Here is a 21,890-nt window from a genome sequence, read left to right on the forward strand (position 1 = left end):
ATATGACCCAGACGGCGATACGACTGCAAAACCTGCGCAAGGCCATGGCTCAGACCGGCACGGATCTGGTGGTGCTTGGGCCTGGCGCTCACATGCACTGGCTTCTGGGCTTTCATCCCCATGGCGATGAACGCCCCTGCCTGCTGATGATTGGCCGCGAGCGTGAAGTGTTCCTGATGCCGGCGCTCAATGCCGAAGCAGCGCGAACCGAAACCGACATCGCCTTTTGCGAGTGGGCCGATGACAAGGGGCCTGGCGACGCGCTGAAGCAAGCGCTGGCCATGCTTGATGCCGGTTCTGCCGCGAAGGTGGTGCTCGACGAGACCATGCGTGCGGATTTTGCTCTTCTCGTGCTTGGCGCTCTACCGGGCGCAAGCCACGACTTCACCGTTGATACCGTTGGCGCGCTGCGCATGCGCAAGGATGCCGACGAGTACGCAAAGCTGAAGGAAAACGCCCGCATTGATGACCGGGCCATGCAAGCTGCACTCGCAGCACTTCGCCCCGGTATGAGCGAGCGTGAGGTTGCGGATGTCATTCATGCGCAGTTTGCTGCGGATGGCGCGAAGCCGGAGTTCAGCATCGTCGGATCCGGACCAAACGGCGCCTTTCCCCATCATGCGACGGGAAACCGCAAGCTTCAGGTCGGAGACGCCGTGGTCATCGACATTGGCGGGCGCAAGGACGGATTTCCGAGCGACATGACCCGCATGGCTGTCATCGGCCAACCGCCCGAGGGGTATGAGGAAGTCCATGCCGTCGTCGAGCGGGCGGTGTGCGCGGCGCTCGCCGCAGCCCGTCCCGGTGTCAAGGCGATGGACGTGGATGCGGCCGCACGCAATGTGATAGCGGAGGCCGGTTACGGCGAGTATTTCGTCCACCGGCTCGGCCACGGCCTGGGCATCGAGGTCCATGAACCTCCCTTTCTGACCTCGACGTCCGAGACAGTGCTGGATGAAGGGATGGTGTTCTCCATCGAGCCCGGCATCTATCTGCCCGGTCGGTTTGGGTTGCGGTTGGAGGATATCGTTATCCTGCGTGCTGACGGGCCTGAAATCCTGTCATCATTGCCGCGCGATATGCATGTGGTGCCGGTATGACAGACCGTTCGCACGATCCGATCACGCTCAGCGTCATTCAGGCCGGCCTTACCGCCGCGGCTGACGAGATGTTCGCCGTTATCAGAAAGACGGCAATGAGCCCGATCATCTATGAGGTGTTGGATGTGGGCACCGGTATCACCGATGCCAAAGGCGAACTGGTGTCATCGGGTGCCGGCATTCCGACCTTCGTCGGGGTGCTCGACAAGGCAGTCAAGCGCATCCTCGAACTGGAGGGCGCCGAAAATGTGCGCGAGGGTGATCTATTTGTCACCAATGACCCCAGCTATGGTGGTGTGACCCACCTCAATGATGTGGTGGTCGCAATGCCGGTGTTTGCCAAGGGCGAGCTTGTGGCCTGGACCGCCTCGATCGCGCACTGGAATGACATTGGCGGTATGACGCCCGGATCCATGTCGACCACGGCGACCGAGATTTTCCAGGAGGGGCTTCGCCTGCCTGCTGTCCGCCTGTTTGACTCCGGCGTCCTTTTGCAGCCGGTGTTCGACATCATCATGGCCAATTCGCGGCTGCCGGATTTCGTGCGCGGCGATCTCTGGGCGCAAGTTGCCGCCAGTCGCCGTGCGGCGACGCGTGTGGCGCAGCTGGTCGAAACCTACAGCCTGCAGACCTTTCGTGATGCCCTCGAAAACCTGTTTGACGAAGGTGAACGCCGCGCGCGCGCCGGACTGGCAGCCCTCCCCAGGGGCACATTCCGGATCGAGGAAGAGCAGGACGACGGCGCGCTCTGGCATGCCGAAATCCGCATCACTGATGACGCTTTCACCGTGGACCTCTCGGGCAATCCCGCACAGCGCACGGCGCCCTACAACACCAGCCGCGACGGCGCCGTGATCTCCTCGCAGATGATCTTCCGCGCTCTTTCCGATCCGACGCTGGCCGCCAATGCCGGGTCATTCCGCCCCTTGCGGGTGATTACCGAGGAAGGCACTGTCTTCCATGCCACCGGTTCGGCACCGCATGGCTATTACTTCGAAACACGAATCCGGCTCTATGACATGCTGTGGCAATGCATGGCACGGGCGCTGCCCGAGATCATGCCGGCCGGCCATTTCGCGTCTATCTGCGGTACCGTGCTTGCAGGTGATCACCCCGACACAGGACGCCGCTTCACCATGGTCGAGCCACAGATGGGTGGTTGGGGGGCAACCGCCACACGCGACGGGCTGGATGCAATGTACTCAGCCAGCCACGGCGAGACGTTCAATTGTCCCGTCGAAATCTGCGAGACGCGATATGGCATCGATGTTGGCTACAAGCGGTTGAATGAAAGCAGCGAAGGCCAGGGATTGCACGACGGCGGCAAGGGGTTATCAGTCTCCTACAAACCACGCGGGCGAACTGTACTGGCGGGCGGATACAGCAGAAACCGTGTGCCTGTCTGGGGTTCGAACGGCGGTGAGAACGGCGGCACCAATGCGATTGCCATCAGGCGCAAAGACGGATCGAGCGAGACTTATGCCTTCATCAGCGGGCTTGAGGTTCAGCCAGGCGACGAGATAGTGATTTCAACAGCCAATGGCGGCGGCTGGGGCAAATCAGTTAACAGTTGATTTGCTGAGCCTACTCATAAATGATGCTTCGGGGGCTGACAGACAGAGTTTGTAAAATGATGCCCCCTGTGCCTCCGGGTTGTAGCATGAAGTTTTGTTCGCCTCGGAGCCGAGTTCTCCTTGCCGGGTTCTGACTCTCGTGATCGCGGGTGCCGAGACCGGTTCTGCAAACGCGTTCGAGTTGTTCGGAATCAATTTTTTGAGGGCAAGCGCAACGCCGCCGACGATGTCATCGGCGTTTCGCAGCGTTACGATGTTGAATTCGTTGAAAGCGGCGACAGCGATGTTGATGGGCCGCTGAAGGGTGCGTCGGCGCTCTGGACGGACCGTGACGAGCCCGCCGAAGGTGCAGCCGGTCTCCTTGCTAAGGCAAGCGGGGATTACCGCAAACTCTTCGCTAACCGGCGATCGATAATGATCTCTCGATATTTCCGGGAGCTCTCCATATTCAAAGGGCATCGTCAACTTGCGGTGCCTGATCTGAAATCGTATCGGCGTGCATGCCAAAAGCTAAACATTCCGGTGCCTTCAAAGGCCACCGTTTCCCGCCTGATATCATTGCCTATGCGGTCTGGTCATATCTTCGGTTTCCCTTGAGCCTTCGTGATGTTGAGGATCTACTTGCGAAGCGCGGCATCGTCGTGAGCTACGAGACAATCGGGAAGTTGGTTGGCAGTTTGGTACAAAGTAAGCTGCTTCCATCCGGCGGAATCGGCCTACGCCGTCTGATAAGTGGCCCCTTGATGAAGTGGACATTCTTATCCGCGGGCGCAAATTCTGGCTTTGGCGCGCGATCGACAGCAATGGTGACGTTCTTGAGATTCTGGCTCAATCTCGGCGCAACACGCGCGCAGCGAAACGCTTTCTCCGCAAGCTATTCAAGCAATACGGGCGACCGCGGGTCGTGATCACAGACAAGCTCGGCAGCTATAGTGCAGCTTTGAAATGCCTTGCGCCCGGCATCGACCACCGCGGACATAAAGGCTTAAACAACAGATCTGAAGGCTCGCATCGACCGACGCGGGGCTATAAAAGATCCCTCTCATGGTTTGCAAGCAAACCATTGCCGGGCACTGCATGGCCCGATCCAAATCCCCCGGCCAAGCACGGCTCTTTTTGTCTGTCCTCGATCAAGTCCAAACCGTATTTCGGCCTCGCCGCCACAAACTATCCGCCCCAGCCTATCGACAATCGCGCTCGGTTGCTCACAGCATTTGGGACGGTATCACCTGTGAGCTGAAGGCCGCTTGACCACGGGGTCTGGAGCTCCTTTTCGGCAAAAACCAATAAGTTGACAATGCCACTCTGATGCCGAAAGCTATGGCGGCTCCAACACCGGCAATGGCGGCGGCATGTATGCTGGCGACCATCCCATGCAGGGCCAGACTTGCTCGGCCGACATTGCCCTTCCACCCCTCGGCGCCATCCTGCTGCGCCATCAAGGAAAACGCATTTGAACCTCAACATTGATCGCCTTGAATCCGGCTATCCCTATCCGCTCGGCGCCACGTTTGATGGCCTGGGCGTCAATTTCGCCGTCTTTTCGGCCAATGCTGACCGGATCGACCTGTGCCTGTTCGAGGCTTCCGGCAAGCGGCAGGTTCTTTGCCTCGAACTGCCCGAATGTACCGACGAGGTCTGGCACGGCTATTTGCCAGACGCAGGCCCGGGCCTTCTCTACGGCTTCCGTGCCCATGGCCGCTACGAGCCCGAAAATGGACACCGCTTCAATCCGAACAAACTGCTGCTGGACCCATACGCCAAGCGGCTGTCGGGGGAGGTGCGCTGGACCGACGCGCTGCATTCCTATTCCGTGCGCTCCAAGCGTCAGGACCTGAGTTTCGACCGGCGCGACAGCGCACCCGCCATGCCGAAGGCGGTGGTCACCCAAAGCGCTTTCGACTGGTCGCAGGATGTCCGCCCAAAGACGCCATGGGCGGAGACGGTGATATACGAGGGCCACCTCAAAGGCCTGACCAAGCTGCTCGAGGACGTCCCGCCGCGGCAGCGCGGAACTTATGCGGCGCTTTCCCATCCCAAGGTGATCGAGCATCTCAAGCGCGTCGGTGCCACGGCGCTCGAACTGCTGCCGATCCACAGCTTCGTTCAGGACCGCAGACTTCAGGAGGTGGGACTGACCAATTACTGGGGCTACAACACCCTGTCGTTCTTTGCGCCGGAAGGCCGCTACATGGCGAGCGACAATTCCGACGAGCTGCGCATCGCCATCCGCAGGCTTCACGCCGCCGGCATCGAGGTTATTCTCGACGTGGTCTACAACCACACCGCAGAAGGCAGCGAACTTGGTCCGACCTTCAATCTGCGCGGGCTCGACAATGCCAGCTATTACCGGCTGGTCGACGGCAATGTGCGCTATTGCGTTAACGACACCGGGACCGGCAACACGCTTGATCTAAGCCATCCGCGTGTGCTGCAGATGGTGGTCGACTCTCTTCGACACTGGGCCGAGAGCTATCGTGTCGATGGCTTCCGCTTTGATCTTGGAGTGACGCTTGGCCGCGACGGCGATAACGGTTTCGATCCACGTTCAGGCTTCTTTGATGTGCTTCGCCAGGATCCGGTGCTCAACCAGCTCAAGCTGATCTCAGAGCCTTGGGACATCGGCCCGGGCGGATATCAACTTGGACATCATCCTCCGGGTTTTGCAGAATGGAATGACAAGTTCCGGGATTCCGCGCGCAAGTTCTGGCGCGGCGAAAGCGGCGAACGGGCCGAATTCGCCAAGCGCATTGCGGGTTCTGCAGATCTGTTTGACCGCCGTGCGCGCCGACCCTGGGCCAGTGTCAATTTTCTCGCCGCCCATGACGGACAGACCCTGCGCGATCTGGTGAGTTACGAGGGAAAGCATAACGAGGCCAATGGTGAGGACAATCGCGACGGCCATTCGGAAAACTATTCGCGCAATTGGGGCGCGGAGGGTCCGTCTGATGATGCGGCAATCGAAGATGTCCGCGACCGGGTCAGCCGATCGCTGCTGACAACACTTATGACCTCGCTGGGCACTCCCATGCTGCTTGGCGGTGACGAGTTCGGCAGGACCCAGAATGGCAACAACAATGCCTACTGCCAAGACAACGAAATCAGCTGGTTCGACTGGAAGCAGCTTGAGAGCGAACATGGCCGCAAGCTCACTCAGTTCGTCGCTAAGCTGACTGCGGCGCGGAAGCGCTATCCACTCATCCGCGCTGGCAATTTCCTGCACGGTGAGGTCGAAGTGGCGCCCGGCATTCTCGATATCGACTGGTTTGACGAGCGCGGCGAGCACCTGTCCAATGAGGACTGGGATAACCCCGAAGGCCGCGCACTGGTGATGCGCCGCTGCCGCCGCAAGCCCGATGGATCGCTCGAAACTGTGACATTGCTCATGAACGGCTCTGGTGACACGCTCACTTTCAAGCTGCCACCACCGGATCTGCATCGGATACTGATCATAGACAGTGCCGATCCGGAGACAGCCGAATACGAGGTCGGGACCGACATCGAGGTGCGCGACCACGCGGTGCTTCTGATTGTCGGCACCGACGTGGCCGAATAGATGAAGTGGGGGCCACAACGTATCAGCGGTGACGAAATCCGGTTCCGGCTCTGGGCGCCGGACCCGGACGTTGTTCATCTGGAATTTTCCGACGACACGGCGCTGGAAATGAGCCGCCATGATGCCGGATGGTTCGAGATCGACGCTGCCGTGCCGGTCGGAACCTGCTACCGCTTCCGGGTGGATAATGAACTGGCCGTCCCCGACCCTGCCTCAAGACAGCAGTCGGGCGGCGTGCATGCCTGGAGTGTGGTCACCGACCCAGATGCCTATCGCTGGACCTCGGCCGACTGGCGCGGTCGGCCCTGGGAAGAGGCTGTTATCCTTGAGCTTCATGTCGGCGCACTCGGCGGATTCGCCGGCGTTGCGCAGCAGCTGGAGCATTGGCGCAGTCTTGGCATTACCGCAATCGAGCTGATGCCAATTGGTGACTTCGGTGGCGCCCGCAACTGGGGTTATGACGGCGTTTTGCCCTACGCGGTGGCTGAAAGCTACGGCACACCCGACGAACTCAAGGCGCTTGTTGACCAAGCCCATGGGCTCGGGATGATGATCATGCTTGACGTGGTCTACAATCACTTCGGCCCGGACGGCAATTATCTCGGCGCCTATGCCGCAAGCTTCTTCGATGAGACTGCAAACACACCATGGGGTGGTGCGGTGGCAGTGTTGCGTGGACCTGTGCGTCGTTATTTCATCGACAACGCGCTGATGTGGCTTGACGAATACCGCTTCGACGGGCTGCGATTTGATGCCGTGCACGCCATCGGCAATGTCGAATTTCTAGACGAGATGGCGGCCGAGATCCGCGCCAAAATGCCTGATCGGCAGATCCATCTGGTGCTTGAAAACGAACACAACGATCCTGACCGGCTGCTGCCCGGCCAATATGACGCGCAGTGGAACGACGATTTTCACAATGTGATGCACGTGCTGCTGACCGGCGAGGCTGAAGCCTACTACGCAGGCTTTGCCGATGACCCGACCACAATGCTGGCACGCTGCCTTTCGCAGGGTTTTATCTATCAGGGGGAGGACGCCGGAAACGGGCCGCGTGGAAAGCCGAGCGCGCATCTGGAGGCCACGTCATTTGTCTCCTTCCTGCAGAACCACGACCAGATCGGCAACCGCGCCATGGGGGAAAGGCTGCTGCATCTTACCGATCCTGCTCGGCTGCGCGCCGCGGTAGCGCTGCTGCTTTTGTGTCCGCAGATCCCGATGCTGTTCATGGGCGACGAGACCGGCAGCCACTCGCCATTTCTCTTCTTCACCGATTTCAACGATGAACTTGCCGATGCAGTGCGCAACGGTCGACGGCAGGAATTCGCTCACTTCAAGGCGTTTTCCGATCCTGAAACCAGGGAGAGTATTCCCGATCCCAACCACCCCGACACGTTCATGGCATCAGCTCCGCAGCCCGGACCTGATGCAGCACAATGGCTGAGCTTTTACGCGGATCTGATCGCGCTGCGCCACCAGCACATTGTGCCGCGGCTCAAGGACGCGCGTGGCATCGATGCTGCAATTTTGGGCGACAAGGCGGTATCGGCGCGTTGGAAAATGGCCGATGGTTCGACGCTTGTCATCGCTCTCAATCTTGGTGAGAGCGCCGTGACTTTTCCATCGCCCGACGGTGTCATCCTCTTCGCGCTCGGCGAGGCCGGAGAGCCAGCCAGTTTCGCCGCCTGGATCCTGATATGAAACCGCTTCACCAGCTCGCGCGGGTTGCCGGTCTGCAGATCGACTGGGAAGACGCGACAGGACAGGCGCAGCGCGTCAGCGACGAGGCGCTGCGCAAGGTGCTCGCGGCGCTGGGATTTGAAGCCGGGTCCGAAAGCGAGATCGGGCGCAGTCGGGACCTGTTGCGGGAACTTGAAAAACAGGACCGCTTCGTCTCTGCGGATGCAGGACAGCGCATCGTTTTGCCGCGCCTGGCTGGCGCTCCCGGGGAGGCGATGCTCACGCTTGAGAGCGGTGAGAAGATGCCGGTCATGGTGGTCGCTGATCGTCAGGGCCTGTCAATGCTGCCGATCGACGTGACCGGTTACCATCAGTTGCAACTGGATGACCGCCAAATTCGCATCGCTGTTGCCCCGCCGAGATGTTTCTCAATCGCCGACGCCGCGCCAGGGCGCAGGATCTGGGGACCAGCCGTTCAAATTCCGTCTTTGCGCGACGGCCGCGGGCTCGGATTCGGCGACTTCCGCGCGCTCGCCGACAGCGCCGCAAGTTTTGCGACCCGCGGTGCGGATGCGCTTGCAATCAGCCCGACGCATGCGTTGTTTCCTGCCGATCCAGGCCGGTTCAGCCCCTATGCGCCATCTAGCAGATCCTTTCTCAATATCCTTTTCGGCGATCCGGCGCTGATCGGCCATCCTGTCCCCGCTTCAGCAGGAACGGGAGATCATATTGACTGGCAGGGCGCCATTCCCGGACGGCTGGCTGCACTGCGTGCGGCATTCGCAGGACGCAGCGACGCGGTGCGCGAAGCCGTCGCCACTTATCGTGAAAAGGGTGGGGTGGCGCTGGAGCAGCACGCCACCTTCGACGCCCTGCATGCTCATTTCTTCGATGACGGGGCAACCGGATGGCAGCAATGGCCCGCGGCGTTCCACGACCCTTCGGGATCCGCGGTTTCGAATTTTGCCGCCAGCCACCGGCAGGAGATCGAATTCTTCATTTTCGGCCAGTGGCTGGCCAAGACCAGTCTTGATACAGCGCAAAAGGTCGCAACGGATTCGGGCATGGCCATTGGCCTGATCTCTGATCTTGCAGTTGGCATGGACCCGGGCGGCAGCCATGCCTGGAGCCGCCCGGACGAACTGCTCACCGGGGTATCGGTGGGAGCGCCGCCGGACATTCTTGGCCCGGACGGCCAGAACTGGGGCATCACCAGTTTCTCGCCGCAAGCCTTGCGTCGCACCGGCTTTGATCCGTTCATCGCCACGCTGCGTGCCGGGCTGGATCATGCGGGCGGTATTCGCATCGACCACGCGCTTGGTCTGCGCCGGCTCTGGGTTGTCCCGCAAGGAGAGACTGCTGACGAAGGGGCCTATCTCAACTTTCCTCTAGAGGACATGCTGCGTATCCTCGTCATCGAATCCCACCGTGCCCGCGCCATTGTCATTGGCGAGGATCTCGGCACCGTCCCCGCTGGATTGCGCGAGCGGTTGGAGGCGCGCGACGTGTTGGGCATGCGCGTGCTGTGGTTCGAGCGCGACAAGGACGGCGATTTCACACCGCCGGATCAGTGGCATCGGCAGGCAGCCTCGATGACAGGGACCCACGATCTGCCGACGGTGGCGGGTTGGTGGCAGGAACGCGACATCGACTGGACATGGACGCTGGGCCGAACCTCTCGAGCAGAGAACGAAGCGGCCGACCGTGAAACCAGGGCCAGGGACCGGAAAAAACTTTGGGAGGACATCAATTCTGCTGGAACTGATGCCGGACCGCAGCCGGGGCGGGGAGAGACCGATGTCTTCGTGGATGCAGCCATTGCGCATGTTGGAGCAACGGCCTGCGAACTGGCAATCTTCCCGATGGAAGACGTGCTGGGACTCATTGAGCAACCCAACCTGCCGGGAACCATTGACGAGCACCCCAATTGGCGTCGCCGCATGCCCGGCCGCACCGAAGCTTTGCTTGGCGAGCCCAAGGTCGCCGCCCGGCTCAAGCGGCTCAACGAGGCCCGACTGACCGGTGCCGGACTAAAAAGGGCACAGACCACATGACCCCTCGCGCCACCTATCGTTTCCAGTTCCACAGCGGCTTCACCTTCGCCGATGCGGAAGCCCTGGTTTCCTACCTGGACCGGCTTGGAATCAGCCATGTCTACGCTTCGCCGGTGACCACCGCGCGCAGCGGCTCGACCCATGGCTATGACGTGATCGACCCGACCCGGGTCAATCCCGAGCTGGGTGGAGAGCAGGGCCTTCGCAATCTCGTCTCCGCGCTGCGCGAACGCGGCATGGGGCTGATTATCGACATTGTTCCAAACCACATGGGCGTTGCCGGCGGCGAAAACGCCTGGTGGAATGATGTGCTGCAACACGGCGAGGCAAGCGCGTATGCGCGCTTTTTCGACATCGACTGGAGCCGCAAACTGCTGTTGCCACTGCTCGGCTCACCACTGCCCGCAGCGCTGGCGGCGGGCAATATCGCGATCGATGTTTCCGGCGAAGCGCCAATGCTGCTGCTTTACGGCGACCAGCGCGTACCGCTCAGGCCTGAAGATCACCAATCCATCCGCAACCACGGCAACGCAATCGACCTGCCAGCGCTGCTGGAACGCCAGCACTACCAGCTCGCATGGTGGCGTGCGGCGGATGATGAGCTCAATTGGCGCCGCTTCTTCACGATCACTGAGCTGGCCGGGCTCCGCATCGAGGAGCCGGCTGTCTTTGAGGCGACCCACGCGCTCTATTTCCGGCTCTATGCAGAAGGCCTTATCGACGGTGTTCGTATCGATCATGTCGATGGTCTGACCGACCCGGGCGGCTACTGCCGTCTGCTGAGAGAGCGGCTTGGCGCCATCGCGCGGCCTGCGGGCTTTCCCAAAGGCCCGGCCTATATCGTCGTCGAAAAGATCCTGGGACCGGGCGAGGAGCTTGCTGCGGATTGGGCCGTCGACGGAACGTCCGGCTATGATTTCATGGAGCAGGTCTCTGCCCTGATACATGACCCGGAGGGCGAACAGCCTCTCGCCGCGCTGTGGACGGAGTTCACCGGCCGGAAGCTCGATTATCACCAGGAGGAGCTCACTGCACGCCAGGATATGCTCGACTGGGCTTTCGACGGTCAGCTAGAGGCCTGCGTGTCGGCGTTTGCGGATCTGTCCGAAACCAGTGAAGAGACCGCCGGTATCACGCGTGCAATGCTGCGCCGGGCAATCCGCCGCATGCTGTCGGTGTTTCCTGTGTATCGCACCTATGGCACGGGAGAGGACGCACCGGCTGAGGATGCCCGAATCCGCGAAACTGTGCGCGATCGCGCCGCAGAATCTGCGCCGCCGGGCGAGGCGAGGGTGGTTGATCTCATTCTGGCATGGCTCGCGGGTGAGGGGCCGGGTGGCTCGGAGCTTGCCTCGACCGCAGTGCAGCGCTTTCAGCAATTGTCCGCACCGATCGCAGCCAAGTCCGTTGAGGATACGACTTTCTATCGTTACGGTCCGCTGCTCTCGCGCATGGACGTCGGCTTTGACGCCGCACGCTTTTCGATGCCAATAGCTGAATTCCATGCGGCAATGCTAGGGCGTGCGCAGAACTTTCCGCATGCCATGCTGGCGACGGCGACGCATGACCACAAGCGCGGCGAGGATGTGCGCGCCCGCCTTGCTGTTCTGAGCGAGATCCCTGATAGCTGGCGCGATCGGATCATACGATGGGACGGCGTGGCGGGTGACACCCGGCATGCAGTCGATCCAGCCGACCGCTACATGCTCTATCAGACGTTATTTGGCGCCTGGCCGCCGGGCCTGGATGGAACTTCCCGGGTTGGTCTGACCGGCTTTGCCGATCGCATCGTTGGCTGGCAGCAAAAGGCGTTGCGCGAGGCAAAATTGCGCTCTTCCTGGGAGGCGCCGGACGAGGCTTATGAGAGCGCCTGCGAAAAGTTGACCAGGAATCTGCTCGACACCGAAACAGGTACCGATTTTCTTGCCGATATCGAGGCATTTGTTGCACAGACCGCCGTTGCGACGCTGTCAAACATGTTGGTGCAGGCTGCGCTGCGCTGCACCGTTCCTGGCATGCCTGATATCTACCAGGGCTGCGATCTTTCAGATTTCAGCCTTGTCGATCCCGACAACCGGCGACCGGTCGACTACGAGTTGCGAGAAAAACTGATTGCCGGTGACAAGAGCCTCGAGCCATGCCTGGCGGGGGCCGGCAAGCTGGAGCTCATCATGGCTCTGCTGGCGCGGCGCGGGGCCAACCCCGCGCTGTTTGCCGATGGCGATTACCAGCCAGTCCAAGTTCACGGCCCGCGTGCGGGCAATGTGATTGCATTTCGCCGGACTCACCACACCAGCGCAATGCTCTGCGTGCTAATGGTGCGTTGTGGGCGGCAATTGATGGGGAGTGACCGGCTTGTCCCTTCCGCGGAATGGTGGCAGGGAACAGCACTCGAAAGTGGCCAATCCGTCGCTGGATTGCTGTCGCGCGCGCCCGTTTATGTGGATTGAGGCCGATGGGCCCGCAACCCTGCCCGTGGGGTTGCCGAGACGGGCGAAAACGACTGGCGAAACCGCATGGCTGATTGTCGGGAGAGAGAATAATCAATCCGGACAGCCGGTGCCCGTATCGGAAAGTCTGATTGGACAGGCGTTTAGATCGGGGCAGACCTCTCTTATTTCCTGGAACGGGGCTCGGGATCTCTCGTCGCGATCAAAACCAAGCCACCTCAGGATGGCTTGTTGCGAACGTATAGCAACGCCATGCTGTCATGCAGCGCGATCGATCCGCCTTCGTAGTCCGCGCCGATTGTCGGCGAGCGCAGGGCCACCTTCCAGCCGCCACCGTCGAGTCCCGGAATGGGCAGTGAGGTCGGATCAATGTCGATCAGCGGTTTGCCCTCCAGATGGGCGATGGCGAAGACCTGTTCGCCGTCTGGTCCGTGACGCAGCGAGCGGAAGGCCACAGTGCCCTTTGTCGGTGTCTCGTAGTCAAACACGTCACGCGGACCGTAATTTTCCCGCAGCCATGGGCGCTCAGCCCGGAACTGGCGCAGCTTGAGCATGTACTCGGTATGGGCGTCACCGAGGTCGTCAAGATAATTGGTGACGTTGCAATAGTCGTGCATGTCATCCATCCAGGCGCGGGCCACCAGTTTGAGTGCACCGGCGTCATAGGGGGAAGGACCCTGCAGCGGCGGATCAACCTCGTTCAAGAGCTTAGCCATGACCACAAGGTCGTAGTCCGTCGCTTCCACCAGGGCTGGCAGGATGACGAAGAACCGTCCCAGGCTGTCGCGATCCTCGAAACCGAGCTCTTTGAGCCGCCGGAAGTTTCCGGGTATGGAATAAGTATAGGCATCGACCTGCCAGTTCAGTGAAATCGCTTCCTCGGCAACGACCTTGACGCCGTATTTGTCATCCTGATTGCGAATGAAGCCCCAGGATCCGCGGGCCATGGCATTGAGAAAGTCCATTGGAACACCCGGGAATGCGACGTAGGTAAGCATTTGTGCGGCTGGATGGTCGTAGGCCTTGTCGAGGATTTCCATCCGCGTGTCGCCAAGCCTTGTGTTGATGTTGAGCTTGGGATTGATCTGGGTTCCGCGGCGCAAGGTGTCGTGGTTGGCACAGCCGGAAATCCAGTTCGAACCGCACCGCAAGATCTCCTGAATGCGCCAGAATTTGCTCAGCCAGAACGTATACAGAAACGGTGTGTTGTGCGCGAAGGTGAGAGGACCCCACTGGAATACATCATCGTCGCGCTGGTTATCGATCACCGCGCGATAGTCGGAGCTCAGCTCCCAGTCTGCTTCAGGCCAAGGGCGCCCGTCCTCGAAGATGAACCATGGACGGTATTTCCGTCCGGAAACTTCCTGCACCACGTCCGCCATTTCCTGCAGGTACTCGTCGTCGTGGCGCATCATATCGGTATCGGCGTCCCACCACTTGAAATCCTGCGCGCCGTCGACACGGACGCCATCGGCGCCGAAGTCCACCTTGCGGCGCTGCATCTCGAGAAGGATGGCGCGCACGACAGGGTTCCGATAGTTCAGGTTCTGCCCATACATGTTGGGGCCGGCGAAGTAGTGATGGCTCAGCCCCCTGAGGCCCTGATTATCGCTGTGGCCGAACACCACATCAAGGATAAGCTTCTTCGGCTTGCCGGGGAAATTGTGCAACGCCGCCGCTAGATCGACCAATTCGTCGGGGCGGTCGGTCTCAAGCAGCGAGGGGTTGATCGCCGCCATGCCGCTGATGACGACGTCATAGCCCCAGTTGGTGGTATCGGGGCGGCGGATGTCGACCAGCAGCCTGTCGTCATCATCCTCGACCTCGGTCCAGAAATCGGGACCTGCTTCATAAACCGTCGTCGGCTCTAAGGGCAACAATTGGACAGCATCGTAGCCGAGAAAGATCCGATCTGCCGGCCGCAGTTCCGTGCCCTGGCGTACGCGTTCGGCCAGCGCGTTGAAGTGTCGCGTCAAGCCCGCAATGCTCATGCTCGCCGTGGCGGTCGGCACGTGAACCTGCTGGATATTGCCCGCCGGACCAAACTTGTGAACCTCGCCCTCTGGCAAGGCATCATAGTAGGCTTTGTCTGTCCGGGCCGCCTGCATCGCCTCGATGTCATAGTACTCAGCCGGTGCGAACGGCCCGAAGGGCAGCGAGGCCGAGAGCGGGTCGAAAATGCGGGTCCAGACGTTTTCACTGTCACGCCAGACCAGCGAATAGAAGCTGCCAATGGTTTCGCGTGTGCCGGCCTGCATCCCGTCGATCGCCGCCATGCACCACGCATCTATCCGTGCTACGGGTATGCGCGTGCGGCGAAAGCTCAGTTCCTGGCGCGAGCGGACCAAGGTTGCCTCGCCTTCGATGTCGAGCACCTCGATGAAGATATCGCCTTCGGAGACACGGCTTTCCTGCAGCTCGGGCACCCACAACATGACCTCGCAGACGTCGCCGCGGCGATGGGCGCCAAGACGGCGGGCAATTAGCCGAGCTGTCTCGAACGCAGCATGTCCGGCTTGCAGCGTCTCAAGCGTCCATTCGGTCATGGCCTCCGTGGCGGCAAGGTTCTGAGCGACCCTCGTGTCAGTGCTGGCTTTGGCGTCGATCATGCGGTCTCCGGTGTAAGGTAGAGGCCGCTTAACGGCGGCAATGTGAGAGTGATGGAGTGCGGGTGGCCGTGGCTCGGCTCTGGCCTTGAGGCGACCCCGCCCATGTTGCCGCGTCCTCCGCCACCATAGATCTCAGCGTCGGAGTTAAGGGTTTCGCGCCAGAATCCCGGTTGCGGCACGCCCAGACGCCAGCCGGTATGTTCGACGCCCGAGAAATTGAACACCGCCAGCACCGGCGCCGTGCCGTCCTCGCCTTTGCGCAGCCAGGCATAGACGTTGGCAGCCTCTGCCGAGCCGTCGATCCATTCGAAGCCGTCCTCGGTGCAGTCCCTGTCATGCAGCGCAGGCACATCGCGATAGGCCGTGTTGAGGTCGTGAACCAGCCGGCTGAGACCGGCGTGCCCGGGGGCTTTCTGGGCATCCCAATCCAGCTCGGCATCTGCATCCCATTCATTCGGCTGGCCGAATTCCTGCCCCATGAACAGCAGCTTCTTGCCGGGGTGTGCCCACATGAAGGCGTAATAGACGCGCAGATTCGCCAGCTTGGATGTCAGATCGCCCGGCATCTTGCTCAGAAGAGAGCCCTTGCCGTGCACCACTTCGTCATGGCTGAGCGACAGGATGAAGTTCTCGCTGAAGGCATAGCTGAGCCCGAAGCTCATCTTCGAATGATGGTGTTCGCGATGCATCGGGTTCTGCGCCATGTATTCCAGCGTGTCGTGCATCCATCCCATGTTCCACTTGAAGCCGAATCCCAAGCCACCGTCTCCAACAGGTCGCGACACGCCCGGCCAGGCGGTCGATTCCTCGGCGATCATCATGGCCTCGGGCGCCTTGTCGTGCACTGTCGCGTTGAGGTTGCGAAGAAAGTCGATGCTTTCCAGGTTTTCGCGTCCACCATCGCGGTTCGGGATCCATTCGCCCTCCTTGCGGCTGTAATCGCGGTAGAGCATGGAAGCTACAGCATCGACGCGCAGCGCGTCGATGTGATGCTCCTGGGTCCAGTAAAGCGCGTTGGCAATGAGAAAATTGCTGACCTCCGGGCGACCCAGGTTGTAGATCAGCGTATTCCAGTCCGGATGGTAACCCTCGCGCGGGTCCGCGTGCTCGTAAAGCGCGGTACCATCGAACTTGCTCAATCCATGCGCATCGGTCGGAAAATGCGCAGGCACCCAGTCAATGATGAGACCGAGCCCGGCCGCATGGCATGCATCCACGAAGGCCCGGAAGTCGTCGAGTTGACCGAACCTGCTGGTCGGCGCGTAAAGCCCGATGGGTTGATATCCCCACGAGCCGTCGAGCGGATGCTCGGAAATCGGCAGACACTCGATATGGGTAAAGCCCATTTCCTTGACATAGGGCACCAGTGTCTCGCCCAACTCGCGATAGCTCAGCCAGGTCCCGTCGGGCCGCCGCCGCCAGCTGCCAAGATGCACCTCGTAGATCGAGATCGGCGCAGTGTTCGCTTGCCGGGCGCCTCGTTGCTCCATCCATTGTTCGTCTGACCAGGTGTAGTCATCAAGCGAGCGGACGACAGAGGAGTTTTCAGGGCGCAATTCACTTTGAAAGCCGACGGGGTCGCTCTTGGGATGCGGCATCTCACCGTCAGGCCCGGCAATCTCGTATTTGTACCGTGTCCCGGGAGCAATGCCCGGGATGAACAGCTCCCAAACACCGGTTGCACCGCGAGGGCGCATCAGGTGCCTGCGACCGTCCCAATCGTTGAAATCGCCAATGACCGAGGTGCGCCTGGCATTGGGTGCCCAGACAGCGAAAGCCACACCCTCGACGCCCTCGTGCATCATCAGTCGTGCGCCGAGCGCCCGCCACAGGCACTGATGTGCGCCTTCGGATATAAGGTATTCGTCCATCTCGCCCAGGATCGGACCAAACTGATATGGATCGATGAACCGCCACTCAGCAGCTGTATTGCGGGCTATTATGCTGTATCTCCCGGGCTGCTTGGTCAGCATTGCACCGAAGACGCCAGCCTCATGCAATTGCGCCATGGGCCGACGCGCCCCGGCCTCGTCCTCGATCTCGGCGGCATCAGCCCCCGGCGCGAAAATCCGCACCTCCCAACCTTCTTTGCATGGGTGTTTGCCCAAGACCGAGAAGGGATCGCCGTGCTCGCCCTTCACGATAGCTTCGAGTGCGGCAGGATCTGTCTTCGGGGCAAATGGCGTTTCCGATGCCGCTGCACGTAATGCTTGCGGGCCTGTCATGGCGTCTCCGATTTTGTTTTTGCAGGCTCACTGCAACGTCAGCCTCAAGACGGGCATGTTGCAGGCAGAGTCTTCGTTGTTCTGACTCTGGCGGCCGATTGTACGAGCGGATAAACGTCGCCCGATCTGATGCCTCAAACTATAGGGGGCAATCGCGCGGTGTCAAACTCAACCGGCCGACAACGCCTGCAGGCATCGTAACGTTAATCGGGCATTGGTGAAAATATGGATTTCGCTGCATAACCAGATTTTCGGTTCTGTCATAGTAAAGCGAACTCGGCTCAGTTTTCCAGGAGTTGCAATCTGTTAGGCCGTGCACAGGTCGCGCCACTCGCGAGAGCAGCTGCGCAGTTAAGCTTGAAATTCTGTCGGCTGTATAGATGGCGCTCCTGGTTGAAATGGTTGAAGACCGATGCGTGAACAGAGGCGAATTTCTGCAGACTTGGCATCCGCCGGTGAGCAGCCCCACTTGATTGGTCCATGTTGAAAGTTAGTGCATGGTTGGCCTTTGGTCCATCGGGACGATGGCCTCTGGCGCAGGTGGGCGGTAGCCCAGAGCACTGTGGGGTCGTTTGGTGTTGTAGTGGGTCCTCCAGCTTTCGATGATTAACGGTGCGGGCAAGGCCGCAAGCTCGGACACAGGCGGTTGGCGCTTGCCTGCCAAGATCCTGGAGGAGCAGATCGCCACTGCGGTGCTGGCGCATCTTTGCAATGGGCTCCCGGTCGATTTGCTGGTCAGTCCCTCCACTGATGCGATGGCAAGGCTCGGAAACGTTCTGGATTTCCTCACTGCGCAAGCAGGTATGAAAGGTCCGAAAGTGATCCTGTCCTGCATGGAGCGTGCGAGCATAAAGCCCGGTGCGGTAGGCATCGTTCTCGATCCGGAAAGGATCGCCGATTGCATGGAAATCTCAAAGGGTGATCTTAACCCTGTGGGTCTCTCGTTCATCACCCCGTTCCAGTTCAGGAAACGTGGCGTCGAAACCAGGTTGGTGATCGGTACCGCACCACCGAAAGCCGTTGATGCCACGTTGATCCGAAGCATCGCCAAGGCGCATCAATACTATGAGGCGATCAAACAGGGTCAAACCTTTGAGGACATTGCCGCAGAGGAAAACCTCTCGAAGCGCCGCATCCTGCAAGTGATCGATCTGGCATTCCTCGCCCCCGATCTTGTCAGGAAGATTGCGCAGGGGAATCAGCCTGTTGGTCTGACCGCAAAGTGGCTTGGGCTCAATCCAATGCCATCTGACTGGCAGGTCCAGCGGCGCATTGCAGCTACTCTCTGAAATCGAACTCCTTACATACCGGTAAAACCGCGAAATCTCATGATCGACGGCCGATGGGGTGTCGATGCGGTTTCCGCAAACTGTCAGTCCGAAAATGGCAAACTGAGACAAAGCAGGAATTGCCGCCTGATATGGGCTGCAATTACCGCTCAGTTGACCAAGCGCTCTGTTAACGCGCGGAAAATACGAGTTTATTAGCGCCGAAAACGGCTAGTCCGGAAATGCGAAAGGTGGTTGGCTGTGCGTTTTTTCTTTGGCGAACCAGTCTCTGGTGTCTTGTGCTGAAATTGGAGAGATTCCGCGGGGTATTCAGATGTGCGGTCGCCAAAACTTTCGATAATTCAACGGCTTGCAGGAATTGCCGTTGAGTTGCCTGGGTGTGTGGTGTGAAGATTTGCCGTCGGAAACCGGCGCTTTGTGTGCCGTAGAGCCGGAATTCACGGCGAGATTCTTGCAGTTATGCGGGATCGGATTGTCGTTTGGCGGGATCCGATTGTCGTTATGTGGGATCGAATTGTCGTTACGTGGGATATGATTGCGGTTAAGTGGGATTGAGTTGCTGTCTCACGGGATTGGCAAACCCTCTGATAAAACCACATCTGCGTTATCTGAACGTCAATTTGCGTTTCGACGGAGTGAAATTGCGTTAGCGCGGGGTCGACCGGTTCGAGGCGCGGAATCTTGTTTGATTCGCGGAGATCGCTCTTGGACGCGTGATTAAGCGGGGAAGTCGCGTTCTAAAACTTGCGACAAATTGATGCTGAAATGAAATATCATTCTAATTTTGTCGCAAAAAGGCCTCATGCACACTTGATCTAAATAACGAAGCTGTTCTTGAAAACGCTTCAATGCCCGTGGGCTGTCGAGCGAACTAAATGCAAAATAGTCCCCTGCGGATGTGGGGGGTACAGTTTTGCTTTCTGCAGAACCCCTGTTGCAGTGGTCATTTCTGTTCCGGTATTGTTCGCTCAGTTGCAGCGTTTGAAAGTCCCTGGAAAACCTAACCCGTCCTAGCGGCGCCTATATGGAGAACGCAGATGCATCCGCCAAGCGATGACTCATGCCTTGAACAAACATGCCCGATCGACAGTCTTGTGCCTTATGCCAACAATGCCCGGACCCATTCAAAGAAGCAGGTCCGGCAGATCGCTGAAAGCATCAGGCGCTTTGGTTTCTGCAACCCGGTTCTGATCGCAGATGACAACACGATCATAGCCGGTCATGGCCGTGTCGAAGCGGCAAAGCTGATCGGGATGACAGAAGTGCCGATACGAAAACTCTCGCATTTGTCGCGAGATGAAGTGCGCGCCTATATCCTGGCTGACAACAAGCTTGCGGAGAATGCCGGGTGGGACAGGGATCTGCTGGCGATCGAAATGCAGGGACTGATGGACCTGGAGTTCGATATCGAGGGTTTGGGCTTTTCCACCATCGAGATTGATATGACCATCGGCGGCGAGCAAACAGCTTCGTCGAAAACCGACAATGTCCTGGATCAGATTGAACTGGTGGGATCAGGGCCTGCGGTGACGCGGGCAGGAGACCTCTGGCAACTCGGGCCGCATCGTCTTCGCTGCGGCGATGCAAGGTCGCATGATGATGTTGCGCGCGTGTGCGATGGAAAGCCGGCAGCGCTGCTGTTCACCGATCCGCCTTACAATGTGCCGATAGATGGCCACGTCACCGGACTGGGCCGGGTCCGGCATCGTGAGTTTGCGCTGGCCTCAGGCGAGATGGACGAAGCCGCGTTCACCGCCTTCCTGACGGACAGCCTCGAGGCTGCGGCGTCTCAGCTCATGGATGGAGCGATTGCCTATGTCTGCATGGACTGGCGCCATATGCGCGAGGTGCTGGCAGCCGGCCATGCCGTCTTCTCAGACCTCAAGAACCTGTGCGTTTGGAACAAGACCAATGGCGGCATGGGCTCGTTCTATCGTTCCAAGCACGAGTTGGTCTTTGTCTTCAAGAAGGGCACGGCCCCGCACATCAACACCTTTGGCCTCGGTGACACGGGACGCTACCGCACCAATGTCTGGGACTATACGGGCATCAGTTCTCTCGGCGCCAGCCGGGGTGAAGAGCTGGCGATGCACCCGACCGTCAAGCCGGTGGCCTTGATTGCAGATGCGATACGGGATTGCTCGAAGCGGGGCGACATCGTGCTCGACGTGTTCGGCGGATCGGGATCAACACTGATCGCCGCTGATCAGTGCGGACGAGTGGCCCGACTGATCGAGATCGATCCACTCTATTGCGACACCATCATTCGACGGTTCGAGCGAGTCACCGGAGAGCCGGCGCGGCTGGCCGGGAGCGGAGCATCGTTTGGGCAAGTGGCCATCGAACGGAAGGACGCGCACGAAAGCGATAATGGCTCTGCGCCGATTTCTGGTCACGGCTCCACAGAGATCGGTGCCTCTGCGGGGGTGGTCTCCCGTAACGCCGTGGTTGCAGCGACCGAAGGAGATCGCTGATGGCCAAAAGAACTGATGCTCACCACGCCGGCTCGCACAAGGGTGAGAACCGGGAACTGACGCGGTTCCAGAAATCCCTGCTCAAGGAGGCCAATCGGACGATCACGCTTCGCAGCGACGGCCACGCCCAGGAAGCAACGCTTGAAGAAGCCGTCATCCGCAGGCTGTTCCAGGTCGCAACCAATGGCTCACCGCATGCGCTCGGCCACGTGCTGCGTAACATCAATGACGCCCAGTCCCTTAATCAGACGTTGATCCGCGAAGAAGTGGCAAAGGGAAAGCGGATCAAGCAGTGGCTGCAACAAGGCCTCGATCAGGCGGTTCACAAAGGAGCTGACCCGGTCTGGGTTGTCCCTCACCCGGACGACATTGTCATTGATGAAGGCGAGGGCTGGACCATGACGGGTCCAATGGATGAGGAGGATTTGAAACCGATCCGGCGCCGCGTCACAATGCGAAATATCTTTCTGCTGCAGTCGGTGCTCGAGGAGCGACTGTCTGACGCTCCTCGACTGGGAGAGTCCGATGTGCCAGCAGTAGAAACCGCGGGCAGCACTTCACAGGTCTTCGCGACCTTGCTCAATAACAACCTGCCGCAGCGGTTCCAGCTAACGGTCACCGGATTTTTGTTTGAGACCATGCGTTACCAGCGGCTGACCAAGCGCGAATTGCTCAAGACAACGCGCCTCGCCTGGGCCGCGATTGGCCAGCCCTTGCCCCGAGGCGCGATCCTGCCGTCCTGGAGCGAAGCCGGTCCGCGGGTTGAGCGCACGATGCGTGTCATCAACGACGTCCTTGGTCAAATGAGGGCGGGCACGCTTACCAGCGAACGAGACATCGCTGAGAGGTTGAGCGAGATGTTTTCGAAAAGCTAGCCGG

Annotated in this window: 12 protein-coding genes and 2 pseudogenes; 10 read left to right on the top strand and 4 right to left on the bottom strand. The window is 59.8% G+C overall.

The features are described from left to right. Positions 1-2 precede the first annotated feature (2 nt). Positions 3-1,100, top strand: coding sequence for a Xaa-Pro peptidase family protein (locus tag WNZ14_RS09020; protein WP_342868229.1), 1,098 nt, complete (start codon positions 3-5; stop codon positions 1,098-1,100). Continuing rightward, positions 1,097-2,674, top strand: a complete 1,578-nt coding sequence (locus WNZ14_RS09025; RefSeq protein ID WP_342868230.1) for a hydantoinase B/oxoprolinase family protein — start codon at positions 1,097-1,099, stop codon at positions 2,672-2,674. Before WNZ14_RS09020 ends, WNZ14_RS09025 begins: the two co-directional genes overlap by 4 nt. Here WNZ14_RS09025 and WNZ14_RS09030 read toward each other — a convergent pair. After that, entirely contained in the window at positions 2,660-3,139 is a 480-nt protein-coding gene (locus tag WNZ14_RS09030) for a hypothetical protein (protein WP_342868231.1), read from the bottom strand. The genes WNZ14_RS09025 and WNZ14_RS09030 overlap by 15 nt on opposite strands. A gap of 35 nt (positions 3,140-3,174) precedes the next feature. Between WNZ14_RS09030 and WNZ14_RS09035 the strand changes: the two are divergent. The 5 genes and pseudogenes from WNZ14_RS09035 to treY all read left to right on the top strand — a co-directional run bounded on the left by WNZ14_RS09035 (position 3,175) and on the right by treY (position 12,414). Beyond that, positions 3,175-3,925, top strand: a pseudogene (locus WNZ14_RS09035) (IS6 family transposase). Between the two features lie 202 nt (positions 3,926-4,127). Continuing rightward, positions 4,128-6,230 carry a glycogen debranching protein GlgX gene (gene glgX, locus WNZ14_RS09040; protein ID WP_342868232.1) on the top strand — a complete coding sequence of 701 codons (2,103 nt, stop codon included), beginning with the start codon at positions 4,128-4,130 and terminating at the stop codon, positions 6,228-6,230. Next, positions 6,231-7,931: a malto-oligosyltrehalose trehalohydrolase gene (gene treZ, locus WNZ14_RS09045; protein WP_342868233.1), complete on the top strand. Its 1,701-nt coding sequence runs from the start codon at positions 6,231-6,233 to the stop codon at positions 7,929-7,931. It begins immediately after the preceding gene. After that, positions 7,928-9,964: a 4-alpha-glucanotransferase gene (gene malQ, locus WNZ14_RS09050; RefSeq protein ID WP_342868234.1), complete on the top strand. Its 2,037-nt coding sequence runs from the start codon at positions 7,928-7,930 to the stop codon at positions 9,962-9,964. Before treZ ends, malQ begins: the two co-directional genes overlap by 4 nt. After that, on the top strand, positions 9,961-12,414 hold the full coding sequence (treY, locus tag WNZ14_RS09055; RefSeq protein ID WP_342868235.1) for a malto-oligosyltrehalose synthase: 2,454 nt from the start codon (positions 9,961-9,963) through the stop codon (positions 12,412-12,414). Before malQ ends, treY begins: the two co-directional genes overlap by 4 nt. Positions 12,415-12,632: 218 nt before the next feature. Here treY and gghA read toward each other — a convergent pair whose 3' ends face one another. From gghA to WNZ14_RS09070, 3 genes and pseudogenes are all read right to left on the bottom strand, one after another. Continuing rightward, positions 12,633-15,023 (bottom strand): glucosylglycerol hydrolase, encoded by a 2,391-nt coding sequence (gghA, locus tag WNZ14_RS09060; protein ID WP_342868236.1) that lies wholly within the window; start codon positions 15,021-15,023, stop codon positions 12,633-12,635. Further along, positions 15,020-17,248, bottom strand: a complete 2,229-nt coding sequence (glgB, locus tag WNZ14_RS09065) for a 1,4-alpha-glucan branching protein GlgB (protein WP_342868237.1) — start codon at positions 17,246-17,248, stop codon at positions 15,020-15,022. The genes gghA and glgB overlap by 4 nt, the downstream gene beginning before the upstream one ends. Positions 17,249-17,738: 490 nt before the next feature. Beyond that, positions 17,739-17,864, bottom strand: a pseudogene (locus tag WNZ14_RS09070) (integrase core domain-containing protein); the annotation flags it as partial. A gap of 37 nt (positions 17,865-17,901) precedes the next feature. Between WNZ14_RS09070 and WNZ14_RS09075 the strand changes: the two are divergent. The 3 genes from WNZ14_RS09075 to WNZ14_RS09085 all read left to right on the top strand — a co-directional run bounded on the left by WNZ14_RS09075 (position 17,902) and on the right by WNZ14_RS09085 (position 21,886). Next, the gene (locus WNZ14_RS09075; protein ID WP_342868238.1) at positions 17,902-18,537 is read left to right on the top strand and encodes a hypothetical protein; all 636 of its coding nucleotides are present in this window, start codon (positions 17,902-17,904) and stop codon (positions 18,535-18,537) included. A 1,037-nt stretch (positions 18,538-19,574) separates the two neighbouring features. After that, positions 19,575-21,011: a DNA methyltransferase gene (locus WNZ14_RS09080; protein WP_342868239.1), complete on the top strand. Its 1,437-nt coding sequence runs from the start codon at positions 19,575-19,577 to the stop codon at positions 21,009-21,011. After that, positions 21,011-21,886: a hypothetical protein gene (locus WNZ14_RS09085; protein WP_342868240.1), complete on the top strand. Its 876-nt coding sequence runs from the start codon at positions 21,011-21,013 to the stop codon at positions 21,884-21,886. The genes WNZ14_RS09080 and WNZ14_RS09085 overlap by 1 nt, the downstream gene beginning before the upstream one ends. The last annotated feature ends 4 nt before the right edge of the window (positions 21,887-21,890 follow it).

The sequence above is a fragment of the Hoeflea sp. AS60 genome, assembly GCF_038900115.1.
Lineage (GTDB): Bacteria > Pseudomonadota > Alphaproteobacteria > Rhizobiales > Rhizobiaceae > Hoeflea.

Coding starts and splice junctions, on each gene's coding strand:
- WNZ14_RS09020 (WP_342868229.1), top strand. CDS start 3: ATGACCCAGACGGCGATACGACTGCAAAACCTGCGCAAGGCCATGGCT.
- WNZ14_RS09025 (WP_342868230.1), top strand. CDS start 1,097: ATGACAGACCGTTCGCACGATCCGATCACGCTCAGCGTCATTCAGGCC.
- treZ (WP_342868233.1), top strand. CDS start 6,231: ATGAAGTGGGGGCCACAACGTATCAGCGGTGACGAAATCCGGTTCCGG.
- malQ (WP_342868234.1), top strand. CDS start 7,928: ATGAAACCGCTTCACCAGCTCGCGCGGGTTGCCGGTCTGCAGATCGAC.
- treY (WP_342868235.1), top strand. CDS start 9,961: ATGACCCCTCGCGCCACCTATCGTTTCCAGTTCCACAGCGGCTTCACC.
- gghA (WP_342868236.1), bottom strand. CDS start 15,023: ATGATCGACGCCAAAGCCAGCACTGACACGAGGGTCGCTCAGAACCTT.
- glgB (WP_342868237.1), bottom strand. CDS start 17,248: ATGACAGGCCCGCAAGCATTACGTGCAGCGGCATCGGAAACGCCATTT.
- WNZ14_RS09080 (WP_342868239.1), top strand. CDS start 19,575: ATGCATCCGCCAAGCGATGACTCATGCCTTGAACAAACATGCCCGATC.
- WNZ14_RS09085 (WP_342868240.1), top strand. CDS start 21,011: ATGGCCAAAAGAACTGATGCTCACCACGCCGGCTCGCACAAGGGTGAG.